The 18,241-nt window shown below is 66.5% G+C and carries 18 protein-coding genes; 8 read left to right on the top strand and 10 right to left on the bottom strand.

What is annotated here, in order from left to right:
* Positions 1-56: 56 nt before the first annotated feature.
* The gene (gene hmpA / locus O0879_RS02975; protein WP_289914545.1) at positions 57-1,253 is read right to left on the bottom strand and encodes an NO-inducible flavohemoprotein; all 1,197 of its coding nucleotides are present in this window, start codon (positions 1,251-1,253) and stop codon (positions 57-59) included.
* A 45-nt stretch (positions 1,254-1,298) separates the two neighbouring features.
* Complete coding sequence (locus tag O0879_RS02970; protein WP_099667760.1) at positions 1,299-1,712, bottom strand: hemerythrin domain-containing protein; 414 nt, start codon at positions 1,710-1,712, stop codon at positions 1,299-1,301.
* 227 nt (positions 1,713-1,939) lie between these two features.
* Between O0879_RS02970 and O0879_RS02965 the strand changes: the two genes are divergently transcribed.
* The 7 genes from O0879_RS02965 to O0879_RS02935 all read left to right on the top strand — a co-directional run bounded on the left by O0879_RS02965 (position 1,940) and on the right by O0879_RS02935 (position 9,247).
* Positions 1,940-2,833 (top strand): STAS domain-containing protein, encoded by an 894-nt coding sequence (locus O0879_RS02965; protein WP_289914544.1) that lies wholly within the window; start codon positions 1,940-1,942, stop codon positions 2,831-2,833.
* A gap of 7 nt (positions 2,834-2,840) precedes the next feature.
* The gene (locus O0879_RS02960) at positions 2,841-3,203 is read left to right on the top strand and encodes an STAS domain-containing protein (RefSeq protein WP_099667758.1); all 363 of its coding nucleotides are present in this window, start codon (positions 2,841-2,843) and stop codon (positions 3,201-3,203) included.
* 10 nt (positions 3,204-3,213) lie between these two features.
* Positions 3,214-3,651 (top strand): ATP-binding protein, encoded by a 438-nt coding sequence (locus O0879_RS02955; RefSeq protein WP_289914543.1) that lies wholly within the window; start codon positions 3,214-3,216, stop codon positions 3,649-3,651.
* Positions 3,648-4,733: an ATP-binding SpoIIE family protein phosphatase gene (locus O0879_RS02950; protein WP_289914542.1), complete on the top strand. Its 1,086-nt coding sequence runs from the start codon at positions 3,648-3,650 to the stop codon at positions 4,731-4,733. The genes O0879_RS02955 and O0879_RS02950 overlap by 4 nt, the downstream gene beginning before the upstream one ends.
* The gene (locus O0879_RS02945; protein ID WP_289914541.1) at positions 4,730-6,553 is read left to right on the top strand and encodes an ATP-binding protein; all 1,824 of its coding nucleotides are present in this window, start codon (positions 4,730-4,732) and stop codon (positions 6,551-6,553) included. The genes O0879_RS02950 and O0879_RS02945 overlap by 4 nt, the downstream gene beginning before the upstream one ends.
* Positions 6,540-8,054: a response regulator gene (locus O0879_RS02940; RefSeq protein WP_289914540.1), complete on the top strand. Its 1,515-nt coding sequence runs from the start codon at positions 6,540-6,542 to the stop codon at positions 8,052-8,054. The genes O0879_RS02945 and O0879_RS02940 overlap by 14 nt, the downstream gene beginning before the upstream one ends.
* Positions 8,055-8,125: 71 nt before the next feature.
* The gene (locus O0879_RS02935) at positions 8,126-9,247 is read left to right on the top strand and encodes a metallophosphoesterase (RefSeq protein ID WP_289914539.1); all 1,122 of its coding nucleotides are present in this window, start codon (positions 8,126-8,128) and stop codon (positions 9,245-9,247) included.
* 3 nt (positions 9,248-9,250) lie between these two features.
* Here the strand turns inward: O0879_RS02935 and O0879_RS02930 are convergent, their stop codons facing one another.
* Positions 9,251-10,003, bottom strand: a complete 753-nt coding sequence (locus O0879_RS02930) for a DUF4303 domain-containing protein (RefSeq protein ID WP_289914538.1) — start codon at positions 10,001-10,003, stop codon at positions 9,251-9,253.
* Positions 10,004-10,019: 16 nt separating this feature from the next.
* Entirely contained in the window at positions 10,020-10,943 is a 924-nt protein-coding gene (locus O0879_RS02925; protein WP_289914537.1) for a LysR family transcriptional regulator, read from the bottom strand.
* A gap of 123 nt (positions 10,944-11,066) precedes the next feature.
* On the opposite strand from O0879_RS02925, the gene O0879_RS02920 reads away from it, so the two are divergent.
* A complete protein-coding gene (locus O0879_RS02920; RefSeq protein ID WP_289914536.1) occupies positions 11,067-11,834 on the top strand; it encodes an SDR family oxidoreductase in 768 nt (255 codons plus the stop codon).
* Between the two features lie 27 nt (positions 11,835-11,861).
* Here the strand turns inward: O0879_RS02920 and O0879_RS02915 are convergent, their stop codons facing one another.
* The 6 genes from O0879_RS02915 to O0879_RS02890 all read right to left on the bottom strand — a co-directional run bounded on the left by O0879_RS02915 (position 11,862) and on the right by O0879_RS02890 (position 18,149).
* A complete protein-coding gene (locus O0879_RS02915) occupies positions 11,862-12,818 on the bottom strand; it encodes an NAD(P)/FAD-dependent oxidoreductase (protein ID WP_289914535.1) in 957 nt (318 codons plus the stop codon).
* Complete coding sequence (locus tag O0879_RS02910) at positions 12,805-13,257, bottom strand: Rrf2 family transcriptional regulator (protein ID WP_289914534.1); 453 nt, start codon at positions 13,255-13,257, stop codon at positions 12,805-12,807. Before O0879_RS02910 ends, O0879_RS02915 begins: the two co-directional genes overlap by 14 nt.
* 140 nt (positions 13,258-13,397) lie before the next feature.
* Positions 13,398-14,801: a cytochrome c gene (locus tag O0879_RS02905; RefSeq protein WP_289914533.1), complete on the bottom strand. Its 1,404-nt coding sequence runs from the start codon at positions 14,799-14,801 to the stop codon at positions 13,398-13,400.
* Entirely contained in the window at positions 14,798-16,408 is a 1,611-nt protein-coding gene (locus O0879_RS02900; RefSeq protein WP_289914532.1) for a GMC family oxidoreductase, read from the bottom strand. The genes O0879_RS02905 and O0879_RS02900 overlap by 4 nt, the downstream gene beginning before the upstream one ends.
* A 9-nt stretch (positions 16,409-16,417) precedes the next feature.
* Positions 16,418-16,942: a sorbitol dehydrogenase family protein gene (locus tag O0879_RS02895; protein ID WP_251348491.1), complete on the bottom strand. Its 525-nt coding sequence runs from the start codon at positions 16,940-16,942 to the stop codon at positions 16,418-16,420.
* Between the two features lie 28 nt (positions 16,943-16,970).
* On the bottom strand, positions 16,971-18,149 hold the full coding sequence (locus tag O0879_RS02890; RefSeq protein WP_289911448.1) for a porin: 1,179 nt from the start codon (positions 18,147-18,149) through the stop codon (positions 16,971-16,973).
* Positions 18,150-18,241 lie beyond the last annotated feature (92 nt).

The following is an 18,241-nucleotide window of genomic DNA, read 5'->3' as shown; positions in this document are numbered from 1 at the left end:
CCCGCCCCTTACGGCAGCGTTTTTTCTCGCAGGGACAACACAAGGCGGGCAAAAAATCAGTTCAGTGCGGCAGCCGGTCCAAAGAACTCGTGGTGCGTCTGCTGTTCCGGCACGCCCAGCTCGCGCAAGTATTGCTTGACGGCCCGCATGAATGGCTGCGGCCCCAGGAAGTAGGCATCGACGTCGCGCGAGACCGGCAGCCAGTTATTCAACTGCTCTTTATTCAGCAAGCCGACGGCATCCGGCGCGGCGGCGCCCGGCGCATCGTGTTCGCCGCCATGTTCCGCGTAGCAGTAATAACGCTGCAGCTGCGGGTGCTGCGCGGCCAGTGCATCGATCTGCGCGCGGAATGCATGCACGCCGTGGTTGCGCGCCGCGTGGATGAAGTGCACGGGACGCTTGCCGCGCAGGGCCGCCGTCAGCATGGCCAGGGTGGGCGTGATGCCCACGCCGCCGCTGATCAGCACCAGCGGCTTGTCGCTCTCCGTCAGCACGAAGTCGCCCGATGGCGGCGTCAGCTGCACGGTGTCGCCCGCCTGCACGTGGTCGTGGAAGAAATTCGATACCTTGCCGCCCTCTTCGCGCTTGACGCTGATGCGGTAAGTCTGGCCATTGCTGGCGGCCGACAGGGAATACTGGCGGCGCATGGGCACGCCATCGACGGTGGCCACCACGCCAATGTATTGACCTGGCGCAAAGTCGAGCACGGGCTGGCCATCGGCCGGCGCCAGCAGGAAGGACGTGATCTCGGCGCTTTCCACGCTCTTGCTGCGCACTAAAAAATCGCGCGCGCCGCTCCAGCCGCCTGGCGCGGCCGCTTGCGCCTTGTAGATGCGCCCTTCTTCGCCGGCCAGGATGTCGGCCAGCTGGCCGTAAGCCGCGCCCCAGGCATCGATGACGGCGTCGCTGGCCACTTCTTCGCCCAGCACTTCGCGGATGGCTTGCAGCAGGCTGGCGCCCACCAGCGGATAGTGCTCGGCGCGAATCTGCAGGGCCACGTGCTTGTTGACGATGGTGGCCACCAGGTCGCCCAGCGCGGCAAGCTTGTCGATATTCTTGGCATACATCAGCACGCCATTGGCCAGCGCGCGCTGCTGGTCGCCGCTGTGCTGGTGCGCCTGGTTAAAGTACGGCAGCACTTCGGGATGGTCGCGGAACAGATTCTTGTAGAAATGGCGGGTCAGCGCTTCGCCTCCCTGCTCGAGGATGGGGACGGTGGCCGTGATGATGGCGCGTTGTTCTTGGGTCAGCATGTAAAACTCCTGTGTATCTATTAGTGTATCTATTAGTAAGCGGTGTCAGGCCAGCGATTCAATGGCGGGATACAGATCGTGGTCTTCGCGCCGCATGCGCTGGAACAGCGCGTGCAGCACGGTATTGGCTTCGCTGCGGAAGGCTTCCGGTTCGGCTTCCAGGCGCACGGGCGTATTCCAGCGGCCGGCAAAATCCAGGTAGGCGCCGGCGATGCCGTGCATCTCGTTTTCGTACTGGCGTCCCAGCCGGGCCACCTCGGCCACGCCGCACGCTTGCGCGGCCGGATACAGGTAGCGCTGCTCGACGGCCAGGTGCAGCTTGATCAAGCCGCTCATGGCGATGATCTGGTCGGCAATGGCCTGCGCCTGCGCGCCGACACCGCCGCGCGCCAGCTGGCGCAAATCATCGATGGCGGCCAGGATGGCCAGGTGCTGCTGTTTGAATTTGTCGATATTCATGATGTTTTTCTCTTGTTGAGTGTTCCCAGTGTAGCGGAATTCGCTTAAACATGCAAACTACATGCATCTTTAAAGACGCCAATGTTTCCCACAAGAATGTACATCGACATGCGCCACTATGTGCGGCACAGAACACAAGCTATGGCCACGCCTGCCTATAATTTATTCATCACAGCGCGTGCCCGTTTACGGCCGCGCCGCACCCTCCACTCCAGCCAAGGATGAGCATGAGTATGAAGACGGACACGGTCAAGACGGGTACAAGCCAGGCGCAGCAACTGGCCGGCATCATCAACGAACACCACACGGCATTGCTGGACGGCTGGATGGCCGGCCTGATCGCCCGCCTGGTGCGGCGCGACAAGATCGCCGAAAACGAGCTGCGCCAGCAGGCATCACAATTCCTGCCGCTGCTGGCGGGCGCGCTGGAAAACGGCGACTCGTTCGACATCGAAGGCGGCGCCTGGGACGACACGCGCCAGCTGCTGGCGGAAATATCGCAGTCGCGCGTGCGCCAGGGCTATTCGCCGATCGACACGGCCAGCTTCATGTTCTCGCTCAAGGAACCGCTGTTCGCCTACCTGCGCCAGGAAATCACGGCGCAGCCGCAGGAACTGGGCGACGCCATCGTCAGCACCAGCAAGCTGTTCGACGAGCTGGGCCTGCTCACCATCGCCATCTACCAGAAGGCGCGCGAACAGGTGATATTGCGCCAGCAGCAGGAATTGCTGGAACTGTCCACGCCCGTGGTGCAGCTGTGGCAAAACGTGCTGGCCCTGCCCCTGATCGGCACCCTCGACAGCGCCCGCACGCAGGTGGTGATGGAAAGCCTGCTGCAAAAGATCGTCGACACGGGCGCGCTGATCGCCATCATCGACATCACGGGCGTGCCCACCGTCGACACCCTGGTGGCGCAGCACCTGCTGAAAACCATCGCCGCCGCGCGCCTGATGGGTGCCGACTGCATCATCAGCGGCATCCGCCCGCAGATCGCGCAAACCATCGTGCACTTGGGCGTGAACCTGGAAGACGTGATGACCAAGGCTACGCTGGCCGACGCCTTCGTCGTGGCCCTGAAGCGCACGGGCTCCAGCATCACCTACCAGCAGCAAGCACACTGAGGCGCCTATGGAAAGAATCCCCATTTTACGCATGGGCCGGCTGCTGCTGGTGACGATCCAGGTGGACATGCACGACCGCCTGGCGATGACCTTGCAGGACGACCTGACCACCCGCATCGTGACAGACCGCGCCACGGGCGTGCTGATCGACATTTCCGCGCTCGACATCGTCGATTCCTTCATCGGCCGCATGATCAGCAACACGGCGGCGATGGCGAAAATCCTCGACGCGCGCACCGTCGTCGTCGGCATGCAGCCGGCTGTCGCCATCACCCTGGTGGAACTGGGCCTGACCCTGGAAGGCGTCAGCACGGCCCTGAACGTGGAACGGGGGATCAAGCTGCTGGAACGGGGCGGCGCATGCGCATGACGGGGGCGCCGTGCTAGGCGCGCAGGCACAGGAGCGGGCGCAGGCCGGAGTGCAGCAGATTCTGCCCCTGCACAGCGACGAAGACGTCGTGCGGCTGCGCAAGCAGGTACGCGACAGCATGGTCGCCATGGGTTTTGGCCTGATCGAACAGACCAAGATCATCACGGCGGCCAGCGAACTGGCGCGCAACACCCTGCGCTACGGCGGCGGCGGCGAAGCGCGCATCGCGCGCGTCAGCGATGGCGCGCGCCAGGGACTGGAACTGCGCTTTGTCGATGCGGGACCGGGCATCGACGATATTCCCCTGGCGCTGACCGATGGCTATACCAGCGGCGGCGGGCTGGGACTGGGGCTGGGCGGCGCCAAGCGCCTGGCCGACGCCTTTCACATCGACACGGCGCCCGGTGCGGGCACCACTGTCACCATCGCGAAATGGAAGCTGTTTTGAACCACCTCGAGCAAGCCCCTGACATTGCCAGGCAACGCCGTTTTTCCGTCGGCGAACCGAGCGAAATCGCCACGGCCCGCCGCGCCGGCAACGAACTGGCGCGCCACATCGGCTTCGACGACGTGCGCACGGGCCAGCTGGCCATCATCATCAGCGAAGCGGCGACCAACATCGTCAAGCACGCGCAGCGCGGCGAAATCCTGCTGCGCAAGGTGCTGCGCGGCGGCACCAGCGGCATCGAAGTGCTGGCCATCGACAACGGCCCCGGCATGGCGAATGTACGCCAGCACATGCAGGATGGCCATTCCACCACGGGCACCTACGGCGTGGGATTGGGCGCGATACGCCGCCTGAGCCAGGAATTCGACCTGTACACGGCGCCCGGCAAGGGCACGGTGCTGATGATGGTGGTCTGGGGGCCGAACGCCAGCAGCGCCATCCCGGCCAGCCCGAACTGGCAGATCGGCGCGGTCTGCCTGCCGCTGGCCTCGGAACAGGTATGCGGCGATGCCTGGAACGTGGTCTGCGAAGGCCATGAACTGAGCCTGATGGTGGCCGACGGCCTGGGCCACGGCCCGCTGGCGGCGCGCGCCTCGGAACGCGCCAGCGCCCTGCTGGAACACGACACGCCGGGACTGCCGCCGCTGCCCGCCCCCTTCATCGAGCTGGCCAACGGCGCCCTGCGCGCCACGCGCGGCGCGGCCCTGGCCCTGGCGCATATCGACAGCGCGCGCCGCCAGTTGCGCTACGCGGGCGTGGGCAATATCGCCGCCTGCGCCTTCGATGCGCGGCAGCGCCGGCATTTGCTGTCGTACAACGGCATCGTCGGCAGCAACCTGCGCAAGGTGCAGGAATTCTGCTATCCGTGGCAGCCTGGCGCAACACTGATCATGCATAGCGACGGCCTGCACACGCGCTGGGACCTGGAACAGTATCCGGGCCTGGCGCACTGCCACCCCAGCCTCGTCGCCGCCGTGCTGTACCGCGACTTTGCGCGCGGGCGCGACGACGTCACGGTGGTGGTGCTGCGCGAGCATGAGGAACAGCAGGCCGTGACGGGGGAAAGGAGCGAAACAACATGACACGACGCATATTGACGGCCCATATCGGCAGCGAACTCGATGTGGTGGGCGCGCGCCAGCGCGCGCGGCAGATCGCCGCCCTGTGCGGCTTCGGCGTGCAGGACCAGGTGCGCATCGCCACGGCCGTGTCGGAACTGGCGCGCAACGTCTACAACTACGCCGGCAGCGGCAAGGTGCATTTCGCCATCGATGGCCAGACGGCGCCGCAGGTGCTCAGCATCCGCATCGAGGACCAGGGCCCCGGCATCGCGCAGCTCGACCAGATACTGGCCGGCACCTACCGCTCGCCGACGGGCATGGGCCTGGGCATCCTGGGCGCCCAGCGCCTGATGGACCGCTGCCATATCCGCAGCGCGCCAGGCGACGGCACGCAGATCACCCTGCACAAGCTGTTCCCGCGCGACGCGCCCCTGCTCGACGGCGGCAAGATCGGCACGCTGTCCGGCGGCCTGCAGGCGCTGCCGTCGGACATCACGCTGTCGGAAGTGCAGCAGCAGAACCGCGAGCTGCTGAGCACCCTGGCCGAACTGAAGACGCGGCAGGACGACCTGCTGCAGCTGACGCGCGAACTGGAAGACACCAACCGCGGCGTAGTGGCGCTGTTCGCGGAACTGGACGAAAAAGCCGACCACCTGCGCCGCGCCGACCAGATGAAATCGCGCTTCCTGTCGAACATGAGCCATGAATTCCGCACGCCGCTCAGCTCCATCCGCGCCCTGTCCAAGCTGCTGCTCGACCGCATCGACGGCGAGCTGTCGGAGGAACAGGAAAAGCAGGTGCTGTTCATCCTGCAAAGCGCCGTCAGCCTGAGCGACCTGGTGAACGACTTGCTGGACCTGGCCAAGATCGAGGCGGGCAAGGTCGATGTGCACGCCAACAGTTTCCAGGTCGCCGACCTGTTCAGCGCCCTGCGCGGCATGCTGCGCCCGCTGCTGGTGTCCGATGCGCTCACCTTGACCTTCATCGACCCCGATCCGGCGCTGCATATCCACACGGATGAAGGCAAGCTGTCGCAAATCCTGCGCAACTTCATTTCCAACGCCCTCAAGTTCACGGAAGCGGGCGCCATCATCGTCAGCGCCACGCCCTTGCCGGAACAGGACGCGATCCGCTTTTCCGTCTCCGACACGGGCCTGGGCATCGCCGCCGAAGACGTGCAGATGATCTTCGAGGAATTCAGCCAGGTGGAAAACCACATGCAGCGCAAGGTCAAGGGCACGGGTCTGGGCTTGCCCCTGTGCCGCAACCTGGCCACCCTGCTCAATGGCACGGTGAGCGTGGAAAGCACGCCGGGCCACGGCTCGCTGTTTTCCGTCGTCCTGCCCGCCAGCTACCACGCGCCCGAAGGCAGCCTGCCCCCGTGCGCGCCAGCCAACGACAATGGCAACGACCAGCGCATCGCCGTGCTGGTGGTGGAAGACAATCCGCCCGTGCGCCTGCTGTATGAAAAATTCCTGGCCGGCAGCGAATTTCGCGTCGTCCCCGCACGCAGCGTGCGCGAGGCGCAGGAGCGCTGGGAACAGCAGCGCCCCGCCGCCGTCATCCTCGATATCCTGCTGCACGGTGAAACGGCCTGGCACTGGCTGGCCGAGCTGAAAAACGACCCGCTGCGGCGCCAGGTGCCCGTCATCGTCGCCACCGAGATCGACGACGTGCGCAAGGGCCTGGCCCTGGGCGCCGACGCCTACTACGTCAAGCCGCTGCCGCGCCAGCAATTACTGGCGACCCTGCGCGCGCTGATCGGCAATCCACACCACCGGCAAGAGCCGGTTCCGCCGCAAGGCACAACCACCTGGGACAATGCGCATGCTACCGGATAACAACAGCGATGCTCTGATCCTGAACGTCGATGACAGCGACGGCGCACGCTACGCCAAGTCACGCATCCTCCAACGCGCCGGTTTCAAGGTCATCGAAGCGTCGAACGGTGGCGACGCGCTGCTGCGCGCCCGCCACGACCGCCCCAACCTGATCCTGCTCGACGTCAAGCTGCCCGACATCAACGGCCTGGAGGTGTGCCGCCAGTTGAAGGGCGGCGCCGAGACGAACACCATCCTGGTGCTGCAAACGTCGGCTTCCTGCATCGGCACGGCCGATAAGATCCGCGCCCTGGACGGCGGCGCCGACAATTACCTGGTCGAGCCCATCGAGGCCGATGAGCTGATCGCCAACGTCAAGGCCCTGCTGCGCCTGGGCCGGGTCGAGCGCGCGCTGCGCGACGTGGACCGCCGCAAGGATGAATTCCTGGCCACCCTGGCGCACGAATTGCGCAACCCGCTGGGCCCGATCCGCACGGCGCTGGCCCTGCTGTGCAAGCTCGACCCCGTCGTGCCGGCCGCGCAGGACAATGCGCGCCGCACCATCGCCCGCCATACCGATCACCTGGTGCGCCTGGTGGACGACCTGCTCGACGTGTCGCGCATTTCGCAGGGCAAAATCTCGCTGCAATGGGAAAGCGTAAGCCTGGCCAGCGTCATCCGCAGCGCGCTGGAAACGAGTTCGCACAGCATCGAGGCGCGCGGCCATGCGCTGGACGTGAACCTGCCCCGGGAAGAACTGTGGGTCTGCGGCGACGCCGTGCGCCTGTCGCAGATCGTCGCCAACCTGCTGCTCAATGCGGCCAAGTTCACGGCGCCGGGCGGGCGCATCGCCATTACCGCCGAACGCGAAGGCGACAATGTGCGCATCCGCCTCAGCGACAACGGCATCGGCATCGCCGCTGCCAGCATCGACAGCATCTTCGGCCTGTTCGAGCAGAGCGGCCACTCGCCAGACCGGGTGCAGGATGGCCTGGGCATCGGCCTGTCGCTGGTGCGCAACCTGGTGACCCTGCACGGCGGCCAGGTCAGCGTGCGCAGCCCCGGCGTAGGGCTGGGCAGCACCTTCGAAGTCCTGCTGCCGCTCGACGCCAACGTGCCGGTGGCGGCCGTGCCGGCGCCGCTGGCCGCCACCGGCGGCAGCCAGCGCATCCTCGTCGTCGACGACAACCGCGATGCGGCCGACACCCTGGCCGAACTGCTGGAAATGTACGGCCACATGGTGCGCACGGCCTACACGGGCGCGCAAGCCACCGAGCGCACGCTGGAATTCAAGCCCGACATCGTCTTTCTCGACATCGGCCTGCCCGACACGAGCGGCTACGACGTGGCCGTCAAAATGCGCCAGTTGCCGATACCGCAGCAATTCCTGCTCGTCGCGCTGACCGGCTACGGCCAGGAACACGACCGCCAGGCGGCCCTGCAGGCCGGTTTCAACGAACACTTCGCCAAACCCGTCGATTTCGGCAAGCTGGCCATGCTGGGATTGCATATCGCCCCCTGAGCGGGGTGGCGGCTGCCTGCGGCCAAGGCGTCGGCTATAATCGGCGGCCGCCTCACCTCTGGAAGCATGACATGACAACCCGCACGCCGCTGCTGCGCATCACCATGATACTGGGCGCCCTGCACGCCCTCCTGGGCTGGCTGCTGCTGCCGTCGCTCCCCGTCGGCCTGGCCGGCTGGCTGCTGGGCGGCCTGGTCCTGCTGGCGTCGACCATGCTCATGCCGATGACCATCTTCGCCCGCGCCGTCACCAACGATGCGCGCCTGGCCGACCGTCTGAGCTGGGCCGGTTCGCTGTGCATGGGCTTTTTTTCCTCGCTGTTCGTGCTGACCGCGCTGCGCGCACTGCTGATGCTGATTCCTGCCACCCGCCCGCACGCGCAGGCATCCGCCGTGCTTGTGCTGCTCCTGGCGCTGCTGGCCACCGTCGTCGGCTTCATCAACGCCCGCCGGGTGGCGCGCGTGCGCGAGGTCGACGTGCCCATCGCGGGCCTGCCGGCCGCCCTGCAGGGCTATACCATCGTGCAACTGAGCGACATCCACGTGGGCGCCACCATCAAGCGCGCCTACGTGCAGGCCATCGTCGCGCGCGCCAACTGCTTGCAGGCGGACCTCATCGCCATCACGGGCGACGTGGTCGACGGCACGGTGGCGCAACTGGGCAGCCACACGGCGCCGCTGGGCGAGCTGCGCGCGCGCCACGGCGTCTTCCTCGTCACGGGCAACCACGAATACTATTCGGGCGCCGCGCCATGGGTGGCGGAATTTCGCCGCCTGGGCTTGCGCGTGCTGATGAATGAACATGTCGTCCTCGACCGCGACGACGCGCGCCTGGCATTGGCCGGCGTCACCGACTTCAACGCGACCGCCTTCGATCCGGCGCAGAAAAGCGACCCGCAAGCGGCCATCGCCGGCGCGCCGGCCGGCATCCCCCGCATCCTGCTGGCGCACCAGCCGCGCAGCGCCCCCGAGGCGGAAGCGGCCGGCTACGACCTGCAATTGTCGGGCCACACGCACGGCGGCCAGTTCTGGCCGTGGAACCTGTTCGTGCCGCTGCAACAGCCCTACGTGGCGGGCCTGCACCGGCAAGGCCGCCTGTGGATTTATGTGAGCCGCGGCACGGGCTACTGGGGGCCGCCGAAACGCATAGGCGCGCCGGCGGAGATTACGAGGCTCAGGCTGGTGGCGGCCTAGAACCTAGTCGGCCCAGCTGGCCATCCACGCCTCGAACCGCGCCACCACCGCCGGCGGATTCAAACGCGCCATCGCGCCTTCCACCGGTTCGCTGTCGCTGACCTCGAACAGCAGCACGCTCTCGTCACGCTGGGCGCCCGTGCCGAATACCCCCTCGGCGTCAAGCCGCGCCAGCGCCGCGATGCAGGCGTCGAACACGCCGCTGCGCAAGGCGGCGAAATCGACGTCGAACGGCAAGTCGCGGTGCGCCTGCAGCAGCAATCGGTAGGCGCTGTCAAAATATTCGCCGCCGTCCTCGAAAGCCCATTCGGCGGGATTCCACAGCATTTCCTCGCCGTATTCCGAGGCGGCCAGCGCTTCGCGGCTGTTGGCCATGGGGCCGATGGTCATGGCGCCGTCGTCGCTCACCAGCGCGAAAGCGTCGATGTGCTGGTCGGGATGCGCGCGGCGCGCGGCTTCGACAGCCAGGCGCGCGGCATCCGCCACCAGGGTTTGCAGCAGCGCGAAATCGAAGACGGCCGGGTCGATGACGCTTTCGCGCGCCAGCACGTAGCCGTCGGCCAGCGCGGCCCGGCCATGCGCCAGGTAGACGGCGTACGCTTCGGCTTCGCTGGCGTAGTCGTTGCGCGTCTCCTCGCCCCAGGTCATGGCCGTGCCGCTGGCCGTCCAGACGGTCGTGCCGAAGACGCGCGCTTCCCGGAAGCGGGCCGGCCGGTTGCCGTCGAAGGTGTAAAACAGGCTGTAATTGCTATGCATCGGAATTCTTTATCGGTTAATCGGGCCGCATCTGCGCGGCGAAATCGCGCTGGCGGAACTGCTCCAGCAGGAAATCGACGAACACGCGCGTCTTCGCGGGCAAGAGTTTCTTGCTGGGATAGTACACGGACAGGGGGCCGGAATCGGCGTGCCAGCCTGGCAGCAGGCGTACCAGCGCGCCGCTGCGCAAGTGGGCCAGCGCGTGCGGCATGGGCAGCAGCGCCACGCCGACGCCCAGGATGGCTGCCTGCGCCATCGCTTCCGGGTCGTCGAAGATGGCGCGCGGCCGGCATTCGGCCACGCCTTCGCCGCCCGCGCCGTCGCGCAATATCCAGCTGCGCAACCTGCCGCTGCCGGCAGAACGGCGCGCCACGCCATCGAATTGCGCCAGGTCCGACGGATGCCTGGGCATGGCCTTGCCCTGCATGAAGGCGGGCGACGCCGTGGCGACGATGTGGGCGTGACCCAGCTCGCGCGCCACCACGCCCGGCGTCAGCTCGATGCCGCCGCCGATGGCGACATCGAAGCCTTCGCCGATCAAGTCGACTTGCCGGTTGTCGAAATGGCAGTCGGGCACCACGCCCGGGTGGCGCGCGATGAAGTCGCCCAGCAGTGGCACCACGTAACTGCGCCCGAACGACGGCGCCATGCTGATTTTCAGGATGCCGGCCGGCTGGCCGCCCTCTTCCGCCACGCCGGCGATCGCCTCGCGCAGGGTGGACAGGGCGCCGCCTATCTGCTGCAGGAAACGCTCGCCCCCTTCCGTCAGGGTCAGGCGCCGCGTGCTGCGCTGGAACAGCCGCAATCCCAGGCTCGCTTCCAGGCGCGCCACGTTCTTGCTGACGGCTGCCGGCGTCAGTCCCAGGCGACGCGCGGCGGCGGAAAAGCTGCCCAACTCGGCAGACAGCACGAAGGATTGCAAGTGATTGAGGGCGTCCATGCGCCTATTCTACCCGCTCAGCTGATACCAATGGTTGAAAGTGATTGTAGCGATTCATGGCTAGCGCGGCAGGAATGAAAGGCAGATACTGAACTCCTCGATTCCTCACTTAGAAAGCACACCATGCAAACCCAAACCGCCACCAGCACCTCCCTGCCACTGCAAGACAAGATCGCTTTTGTGACGGGCGGCTCGCGCGGCATCGGCGCCGCCATCGTGCGCCGCCTGGCCAGCCAAGGCGCCAACGTCGTCTTCACGTATCAAAGCTCGGCCGCCGAAGCGCAGGCGCTGGCCGCCACGGTGGAGGCAAGCGGCGGCAAGGCCCTGGGCGTGCAAGCCGATGCGGCTGACGCCACCGCCCTGACGGCGGCCATCGACAAGGTGGCGGCGCAATTTGGCCGCGTCGATATCCTCGTCAACAACGCCGGCGTATTCCTGCCCGGCGCCATCGACGACTTTTCGCTGGCAGACTTCGACAAGACCGTGGCCGTCAACGTGCGCGCCGTGTTCGTGGCCATCAAGGCAGCCGTGGCCCACATGCAGACGGGCGGGCGCATCATCAACATCGGCAGCACGAATGCGCACCGCATGCCGTTCGGCGGGGCGGCCGCCTACGCCATGAGCAAATCGGCGCTGAGCGGCCTGACGCAAGGCCTGTCGCGCGACCTGGGTCCGCGCGGCATCACTATCAACAACGTGGAACCAGGCCCCGTCGCCACGGACATGAACCCGCCGACGGGCGACTTCGCCGACCTGATGCACGGTCTGATGGCCCTGCCCCGCCACGGCACGGCCGATGAAATCGCCGGCATGGTCGCTTACCTGGCCAGCCCGGAAGCCGCGTTCGTCACGGGTGCAGGGCTGAAGATCGATGGCGGTTTTGCCGCCTGAGCGCCAGCACGCACCACGGCCCCGGCATTACGCCGCCGGGGTCAGTCCGAACATCAGCGAGCGGTGCGCTGCCACGCCAGCCATGGCGCCATCGGCCACCGCGAACGCCACGCTGCCGGCCATGCGCCCCGCGTCGCCGCAGCAAAAGACGCCAGGCACGCTGCTGGCCTTTTGCTCGTCGGTGCGCACGAACGGCCCCATGGCCCCCTCTTCCAACGCGCAGCCCAGCTCACCGGCCAGGGAACTGGCCAGGCGGGTGCGGGTCGCCACGAACAGGCCAGCCATCGCATGGCGGCTGCCGTCCTGCATGACCACGTCGGCCACGCCGGCGATCCGCGCCACGGGCGCGCGCACCACCGTGACGCCGCGGGCGGCCAGCTGCTCCAGCTGCGCGCCATCGGGTTCGAACGCGCCATTCAGGAAAAAAGTGACCGTGCCCCAGTCGGGCAGCATCAGCGCATGGTGCATGGAGAGGGGGCCGGTGGCCAGCACGCCGATGGCGCCCTGCTCCAGCTCATAGCCGTGGCAATACGGGCAGTGGAAGACGCTGCCGCCCCAGCGCTCGGCCAGGCCATCGACGGGCGGCAATTCGTCGATCACCCCGGTGGCCAGCACCAGTCGGCGGCCCCGCACGAGCGTGCCGTCCGCCAGGGTCACGTCGTAGCCATCGCCAGCGCTGCTGGCCGCTGCCTGCACGGCCGTGCCATCCAGCCAAGTGACGGTGGCATACGCCAGCAGTTGCGCCTTGCCCTCGGCCGCGATGGCGGCCGTCCCGCTGCCGTCGCGGGTCAGGAAGCCGTGGGAATGGCTGGCGTAGCGGTTGCGGCGGCGGCCGCCGTCGACCACCAGTACGCGGCGGCGGGCGCGCGCCAGTTGCGTGGCGGCCGACAGGCCCGCGTAGCTGCCGCCGACGATGATGACGTCGAACGGGGCGTCGAATGCCGCGGCAGGCGTGGCGCCGCCCTGGGATTCAGGAATGGTCATGCGGTGCTCCTTGGTGTGTGGCGTATTGTTGGCTGAAACGTTCGGCCAGGTCGGCCAGGGTAACGGCGCCAAAGTGCCGGATCAGCAGCGCCTCGGCTTCGTCGAAGGCGCCGGCCAGCGACTGGTTGACCACCTGCTCGACCAGGCAGCCCGGCTGATCGACGCGGTTGCCCATGGCGAAGACGGTGGGCGACCCCACGGCCACGTAAATGTCGTGCAGCGTGACGCGGTGCAGGTCGCAGACGATGCGCCAGCCGCCGCCATGCCCCTTGACCGAAGCCACATAGCCCCGCTCGCGCAAGCCGGCCATCACGCGCCGCACCAGCACGGGATTGGTATCCAGGTAAGCGGAGAGTTCCTCGGACGTCATCGGGCGTCCCGCGTGGGCCATGTGCAGCAGCACATGGAGGATCGATGATAGTTTGCTGTCGCGTCTCATGTAACTAATGATAGTACATAATTTACACAGATGCAAACCAGTTGCAATTTTGGGGCATGAAAAAGGGGCCGGACTATTCAGCCCGGCCCCTGCCTGTACTTCAGCGTCTGTACTTCAGCGCCTGTTATTCGCGACTGCTTCTACGCCTGCTTGCGCCGGCGTCCCCGCCACCACAGCAGCAATGCCAGCAGCACCAGCACGCCGACGATGATGCCCGCGCGGGCCAGGCCGATCAGGTTGGACGGCGCGCCGCCGTTGCGCAGGGTCGTCACCTGCTCTGCCGTCACCTTGATGGCGGGATTGCCGTACATCTTCTGCACGTAATTGCCCAGGGTGACGATCTGCTCGTCCGACAGGGTCTGGCGGAAGGCGGGCATCAGGTGTCCCGCAGCATGATTCCCCTTGCCATCCTGGCGCTCCACCCCATCGAGGATGGCCATCACCAGGTTGTTGCTGTTGCTGCGGCCCGTCACCGAATTGTGGAACAGCGGCGGCAGGCTGCCGTCGAAACTGCCCTCGCCCCTGGCCTGGTGGCAGCTCGCGCACTGCGCATCGTACAGCTGCGCACCCGACATCTTGTTCAGGTTTTGCGGCAGCGGCACGCCGCGGATGCTGGCCAGCTCGTCGCCCGCCTTGCCCCACTGCGTCACCGGCTGCGTGTCGGCCTTGTCGCGGATGGCCGGCACGCTCTTGACGTAGTGCGCGATGGCGTGCAAGTCCGCGTCGCTCAGGTGCTTCAGGCTATGGTCGATGGCTTCGGCCATCGGTCCCGCGGCCTGCGCCTTGTTGGCGGTGCGGCCCGTGCGCAGGTAATCGACCAGTTCCTGCTGGCTCCAGCCGCCCACGCCGCTGTTGATATCCGACGTGATGTTCGGCGCATGCCAGGTGCCCAGGTCAGCGCCTCCCAGCTCCTTCGACAGCTGTTCGGCCATCAGCGCATTGCGCGGCGTGTGGCAGGTGGTGCAGTGGGCCAGGCCTTGCGCCAGGTAGGCGCCCCGGTTCCACTCCATGCTTTTCGCCGTATCGGCGACGAAGGGCTTCTTGTCGAGGAAGAGCATGTTCCAGCCCGCCATCGACAGGCGGATGTTGAACGGGAACGGCAAGTCCGTCTTTTGCGCTGGCGCCGCATCCACGGCCGCCACGCCGTGCATGAAGTAGTCATACAGGGCCGCCGTATCCTCGTCCGTCACCTTGGCGTAGGCCGTGTAGGGCATGGCCGGGTACAGGTTGGCGCCGTCGGCCCGCACGCCATGGCGCACGGCGTCGGAAAACTGCTTGAGCGTGTAGTTGCCGATGCCGTGCGTTGTCGACGGCGTGATATTGGTGGCGACAATGGCGCCCAATGGCGTCGCCAGGGACAGCCCGCCCGCCATCGGTTTGCCGCCAGGCACGCTATGGCAGGCGATACAGTCGCCGGCCGTGGCCAGGTAGCGGCCGCGTTCGATCGCCGCCGCATCGGGCACGGCCTTGTCGGCCGCCAGCACGGGCATGGCCGCGAGGGACAGCAAGACGGCGCCCGCCGTCAGTCTGAAGGCCGCCATCATGCTGTGCCTCCCTGTTGTTCGTCGAGGATGTGCTTGACGGTGCGCAGCGCAACGGCCAGGCCGTTTTCCGTCGAATTGCAGGTGCCGGACGTGGGCAGCACGCCGGTACTGCACAGGAACAGGTTGGCGTGGTCGAAGGTGCGGCCCCACTGGTCGCACACGGCCTTGGCGGGGTCGGAACCCATCGACAGGGTGCCGCAGATGTGCTGGTTGTTGGCAAACACGCCTTCCTTGCTGTGGCGCAGATTGGTGCCGCCCATCAGCTTGGCGATCTGTTCGAAATCCTGCTTAGAGCGCTCGTGGCCACGCTTCGTATACTCGTCGATCGAATAGTGCGCCTGCGGCTTGGGGATGCCCATGGCATCCTTTTCGCTGCTCAAGGCAATGCGGTTTTCCGGGTTCGGCAGCACTTCCAGCACGTTTTTCAGGCTCATTTCGCGGGCCGAGCGGAAACGCAGCTGCTGCTCGAATGCCTCGCCGAACACGCCCTTGCCGATCAATTCCCTGGTGGCGCCGTCGACGCGCGAGATGTTCGTGAAATCCAGGCGGTACGGCGAGTGCTCGCTGCGGAAGTCGCCGTCGCGCATGGTGTTGATGGAATTGGGGCTTTGCGGGCCCCGGCCCAGCCACAAGTCTTCATCGGCGTCGAAGGTGATCGAGGTGCTCGGATGGTCCATCAGGTTGCGGCCCACCATGTCGCTGCTGTTGGCCAGGCCGTTCGGGTATTTGTCCGAGGCGGAAACGAGCAGCAAGCGGGGGCTTTCGATGCCGTTGGCGGCGAGGATAAAAGTCTTGGCCGTGACCCGGTGGCTTTTCTTGTCGACGTCGTAGTACAGCGCGGCCGTGATGCGGCCCTGCGCGTCGTGTTCCAGCTTGTAGACGTTGGCGTTGCAGACGATCTTCACGCCCGCGTCCTCCGCCTGCTGCGCGGCGATGCCGCCGTGGTATTGCGCGTCGATGGGGCAGATCGGCTGGCAACTGTTATTGCCGCAGCAAGCCGGGCGGCCATCGTAGCTGACGCTGTTGCGCGCCACCGTGTTGCCGACGACCTTGAACGCAGGGTCGAGGCGCTCGCGGATGCGGCGCATGGCGTACGGCTCCGTCACGGGGTCCATCGGAAACGCCTGCTTGCGCGGCGAACCCGTGTTCTCGGCACCCGAGACGCCCATGATCTCTTCCGCTTCCTGGTAGAACGGTTCCAGGTCTGCATAGCTGATCGGCCAGTCGACGCCCACGCCATACAGGGTATGGATGCGGAAATCGTTCGGCACATTGCGCCACGCCTGCGCGGCCCAGTGCCACGACGTGCCGCCGAACTGGCGAATGTATTCGGCCGGGTATGGATACGGGCCGGCCTGCACCAGGTAGCCGTTATCGGTCGGCTGGTAGATCGGGTGCGGCGCCGTGGCGACGGACGGATACGGCGACATCCAGTCGCTGCGGCGCGTCGTATTGCGGAAACGGGCGACGATTTCGCCGCGCGACACGCGCGGTCCCGCTTCCAGGATCAGCACCGAGGCACCGGCCAGCGCCAGCTTGCGCGCAGCCAGGGAGCCGATGATGCCGGAACCGATCACGAGGTAATCGGCAGAGAGTTCTTCAGCCATGATGGCTCCTTAAATTGGTTTTCTGGCCCAGCTGCCGTAGGCGCCGTAGGAATACGTGGGAGGTTTCAGCACGTCGGCCACGACGGCCGCGTTGAGCGCCTGCTCGTAGGCGACGCAGACGGCCGCCTCGCCCGTGCCGACGATGCCCAGGTACCAGGCGCTGGCGATCTGGCGCGGCAAGGCGGCCAGCGGCGACTGGGCCGGGTCGAGCCCGTCGAGCGCTTCCTGCAGGCCGGCCGCCTGCAAACCCTGCGCATTGATCAGCGCCAGCAGCGCGCGCACCTTCGCCGGGAAGGCCGTATCCTGCGCCACCAGCGCGTCATACAGGCGCCTGGCCAGCACGGGGTCGAGCACTTGCCGCCCCACCAGCATGGCCGACACGCCCAGGAAGGCGCCCTGCTCCGCATTGGCGACCGGTTCGGCCAGCGCCCAGGGAATCAGCGCCGCGGCCGAAGCCGACAGCAAGCCGGCCAGCACCATGCGGCGGCCGGGATTGAGAGGGCCGCGGCCCTCCTTGTGATGTGTAGCGTCCACTTGAAGCTCCCGTGAGTTCAGCAACCGTTCAGAAAGAATGCTTGAGACCGACCATGACCACCGACTGGCCGCCGGTCGACGACGGCGTGCCGTTTTGCGAATCGCCGACCGAGGCGACGGCGTTGACGATGGCGCCGTCCTGGCCCAGGGTCTGGCCGCGCGCCAGCTGGCGCGCCTCGATCAGGTAGATGGCGGTGCGCTTCGACAGCGCATACGTCTGTTCGAACGACAGTTGGCGGTAGCGCGCGCGGTCGGCGATGCCGTTGGCGTGGCTGGCGAAGGTGTCGCTGTAGCCGGCGGCCAGGAACCACTGCGGCGTCAACTGGTAGCTGGAGATCAGGCCGGCCGTGTTGAAGATGGCCGTGTCGCGGAAGGCCGAGCGGCTGCCCGCCTCGTATTGCACGTTGCTGGCGTTGGCGCCCACCATCCACTTGCCCATGGTGTAGCGCGCGCTGGCGGCGATGAATTGCACGCTTTCTGCCGAGGCGTAGCCCTGGTTGATGGCGGAAATGCCGAAGCTGCCCGAAGCATTGCTGTTCCAGCCGCCCTGGGTGCTCATGGCCATGGCGCTGGCATTGTTCTGGCCGTTTTTCAGTTTCAGGTAGCCGAGCGCGAATTCGGCTGGCGAGGTGCTGTACTTGACGGCGGCACTGAAGCTGCTGCCCACGGCGTTGCCGTCGGCCGCTTCGCCAAAGCCGTACTGCGCGCTGGCCTGCAGGCCGCGCCAGGCCGGCATGCTGTAGGTGACGGAATTGCTGATGCGCACGGTCGTATCGAGGCCGTCGATATCGCCAGGATGGGCGCCGGTGGCGCCCGTCAACACGTTGCTCGACGCCAGCGAACCCACCAGCAGATAGTATGGCGTGTACTGGCGGCCGGCCGTGACGGTACCGTAGGCTGTCGATTGCAAGCCCACGTAAGCCTGGCGGTTGAACAGGGAGCTGGCCGAACTTTGCGCGCCCGTGTCGCTTTCAAAGCCGTTTTCCAGCAGGAACAGCGCCTTCAGGTCGCCGCCCAGGTCTTCCACGCCCTGGAAGCCGATCTTGCTGGCGGACAAGTTGCCGCTGCGCATGTAAGTGTTCGAATTGCCGCCCTGGTTGCTGGTGTACGCCATGGCCGCGTCGACCACGCCATAAATGCTGACATTGCTCTGGGCGCAAACGTTTGCGCCGATGAGCGTGGAGACGGCCAGCGCCGCAGCGCGCATGCATGTAGTGTTCATTTTTTCCTGACTTTCCTGTTTTATAGTACGCCCGGCCGGCATTGCCGCCGTGATGGCGACATACTGGCGAGGCGCCG

Source organism: Janthinobacterium sp. SUN120 (assembly GCF_030397735.1).
Lineage (GTDB): Bacteria > Pseudomonadota > Gammaproteobacteria > Burkholderiales > Burkholderiaceae_D > Janthinobacterium > Janthinobacterium kumbetense.
Note: the sequence above shows the minus strand (reverse complement) of the source record. Positions and strands in the feature narration are given on the sequence as shown.

Bases quoted from the DNA above. Each gene is read 5' to 3' on its own strand.
- hmpA (WP_289914545.1), bottom strand. From the start codon at position 1,253: ATGCTGACCCAAGAACAACGCGCCATCATCACGGCCACCGTCCCCATC.
- O0879_RS02970 (WP_099667760.1), bottom strand. From the start codon at position 1,712: ATGAATATCGACAAATTCAAACAGCAGCACCTGGCCATCCTGGCCGCC.
- O0879_RS02965 (WP_289914544.1), top strand. From the start codon at position 1,940: ATGAGTATGAAGACGGACACGGTCAAGACGGGTACAAGCCAGGCGCAG.
- O0879_RS02960 (WP_099667758.1), top strand. From the start codon at position 2,841: ATGGAAAGAATCCCCATTTTACGCATGGGCCGGCTGCTGCTGGTGACG.
- O0879_RS02945 (WP_289914541.1), top strand. From the start codon at position 4,730: ATGACACGACGCATATTGACGGCCCATATCGGCAGCGAACTCGATGTG.
- O0879_RS02940 (WP_289914540.1), top strand. From the start codon at position 6,540: ATGCTACCGGATAACAACAGCGATGCTCTGATCCTGAACGTCGATGAC.
- O0879_RS02935 (WP_289914539.1), top strand. From the start codon at position 8,126: ATGACAACCCGCACGCCGCTGCTGCGCATCACCATGATACTGGGCGCC.
- O0879_RS02930 (WP_289914538.1), bottom strand. From the start codon at position 10,003: ATGCATAGCAATTACAGCCTGTTTTACACCTTCGACGGCAACCGGCCG.
- O0879_RS02925 (WP_289914537.1), bottom strand. From the start codon at position 10,943: ATGGACGCCCTCAATCACTTGCAATCCTTCGTGCTGTCTGCCGAGTTG.
- O0879_RS02920 (WP_289914536.1), top strand. From the start codon at position 11,067: ATGCAAACCCAAACCGCCACCAGCACCTCCCTGCCACTGCAAGACAAG.
- O0879_RS02915 (WP_289914535.1), bottom strand. From the start codon at position 12,818: ATGACCATTCCTGAATCCCAGGGCGGCGCCACGCCTGCCGCGGCATTC.
- O0879_RS02910 (WP_289914534.1), bottom strand. From the start codon at position 13,257: ATGAGACGCGACAGCAAACTATCATCGATCCTCCATGTGCTGCTGCAC.
- O0879_RS02905 (WP_289914533.1), bottom strand. From the start codon at position 14,801: ATGATGGCGGCCTTCAGACTGACGGCGGGCGCCGTCTTGCTGTCCCTC.
- O0879_RS02900 (WP_289914532.1), bottom strand. From the start codon at position 16,408: ATGGCTGAAGAACTCTCTGCCGATTACCTCGTGATCGGTTCCGGCATC.
- O0879_RS02890 (WP_289911448.1), bottom strand. From the start codon at position 18,149: ATGCGCGCTGCGGCGCTGGCCGTCTCCACGCTCATCGGCGCAAACGTT.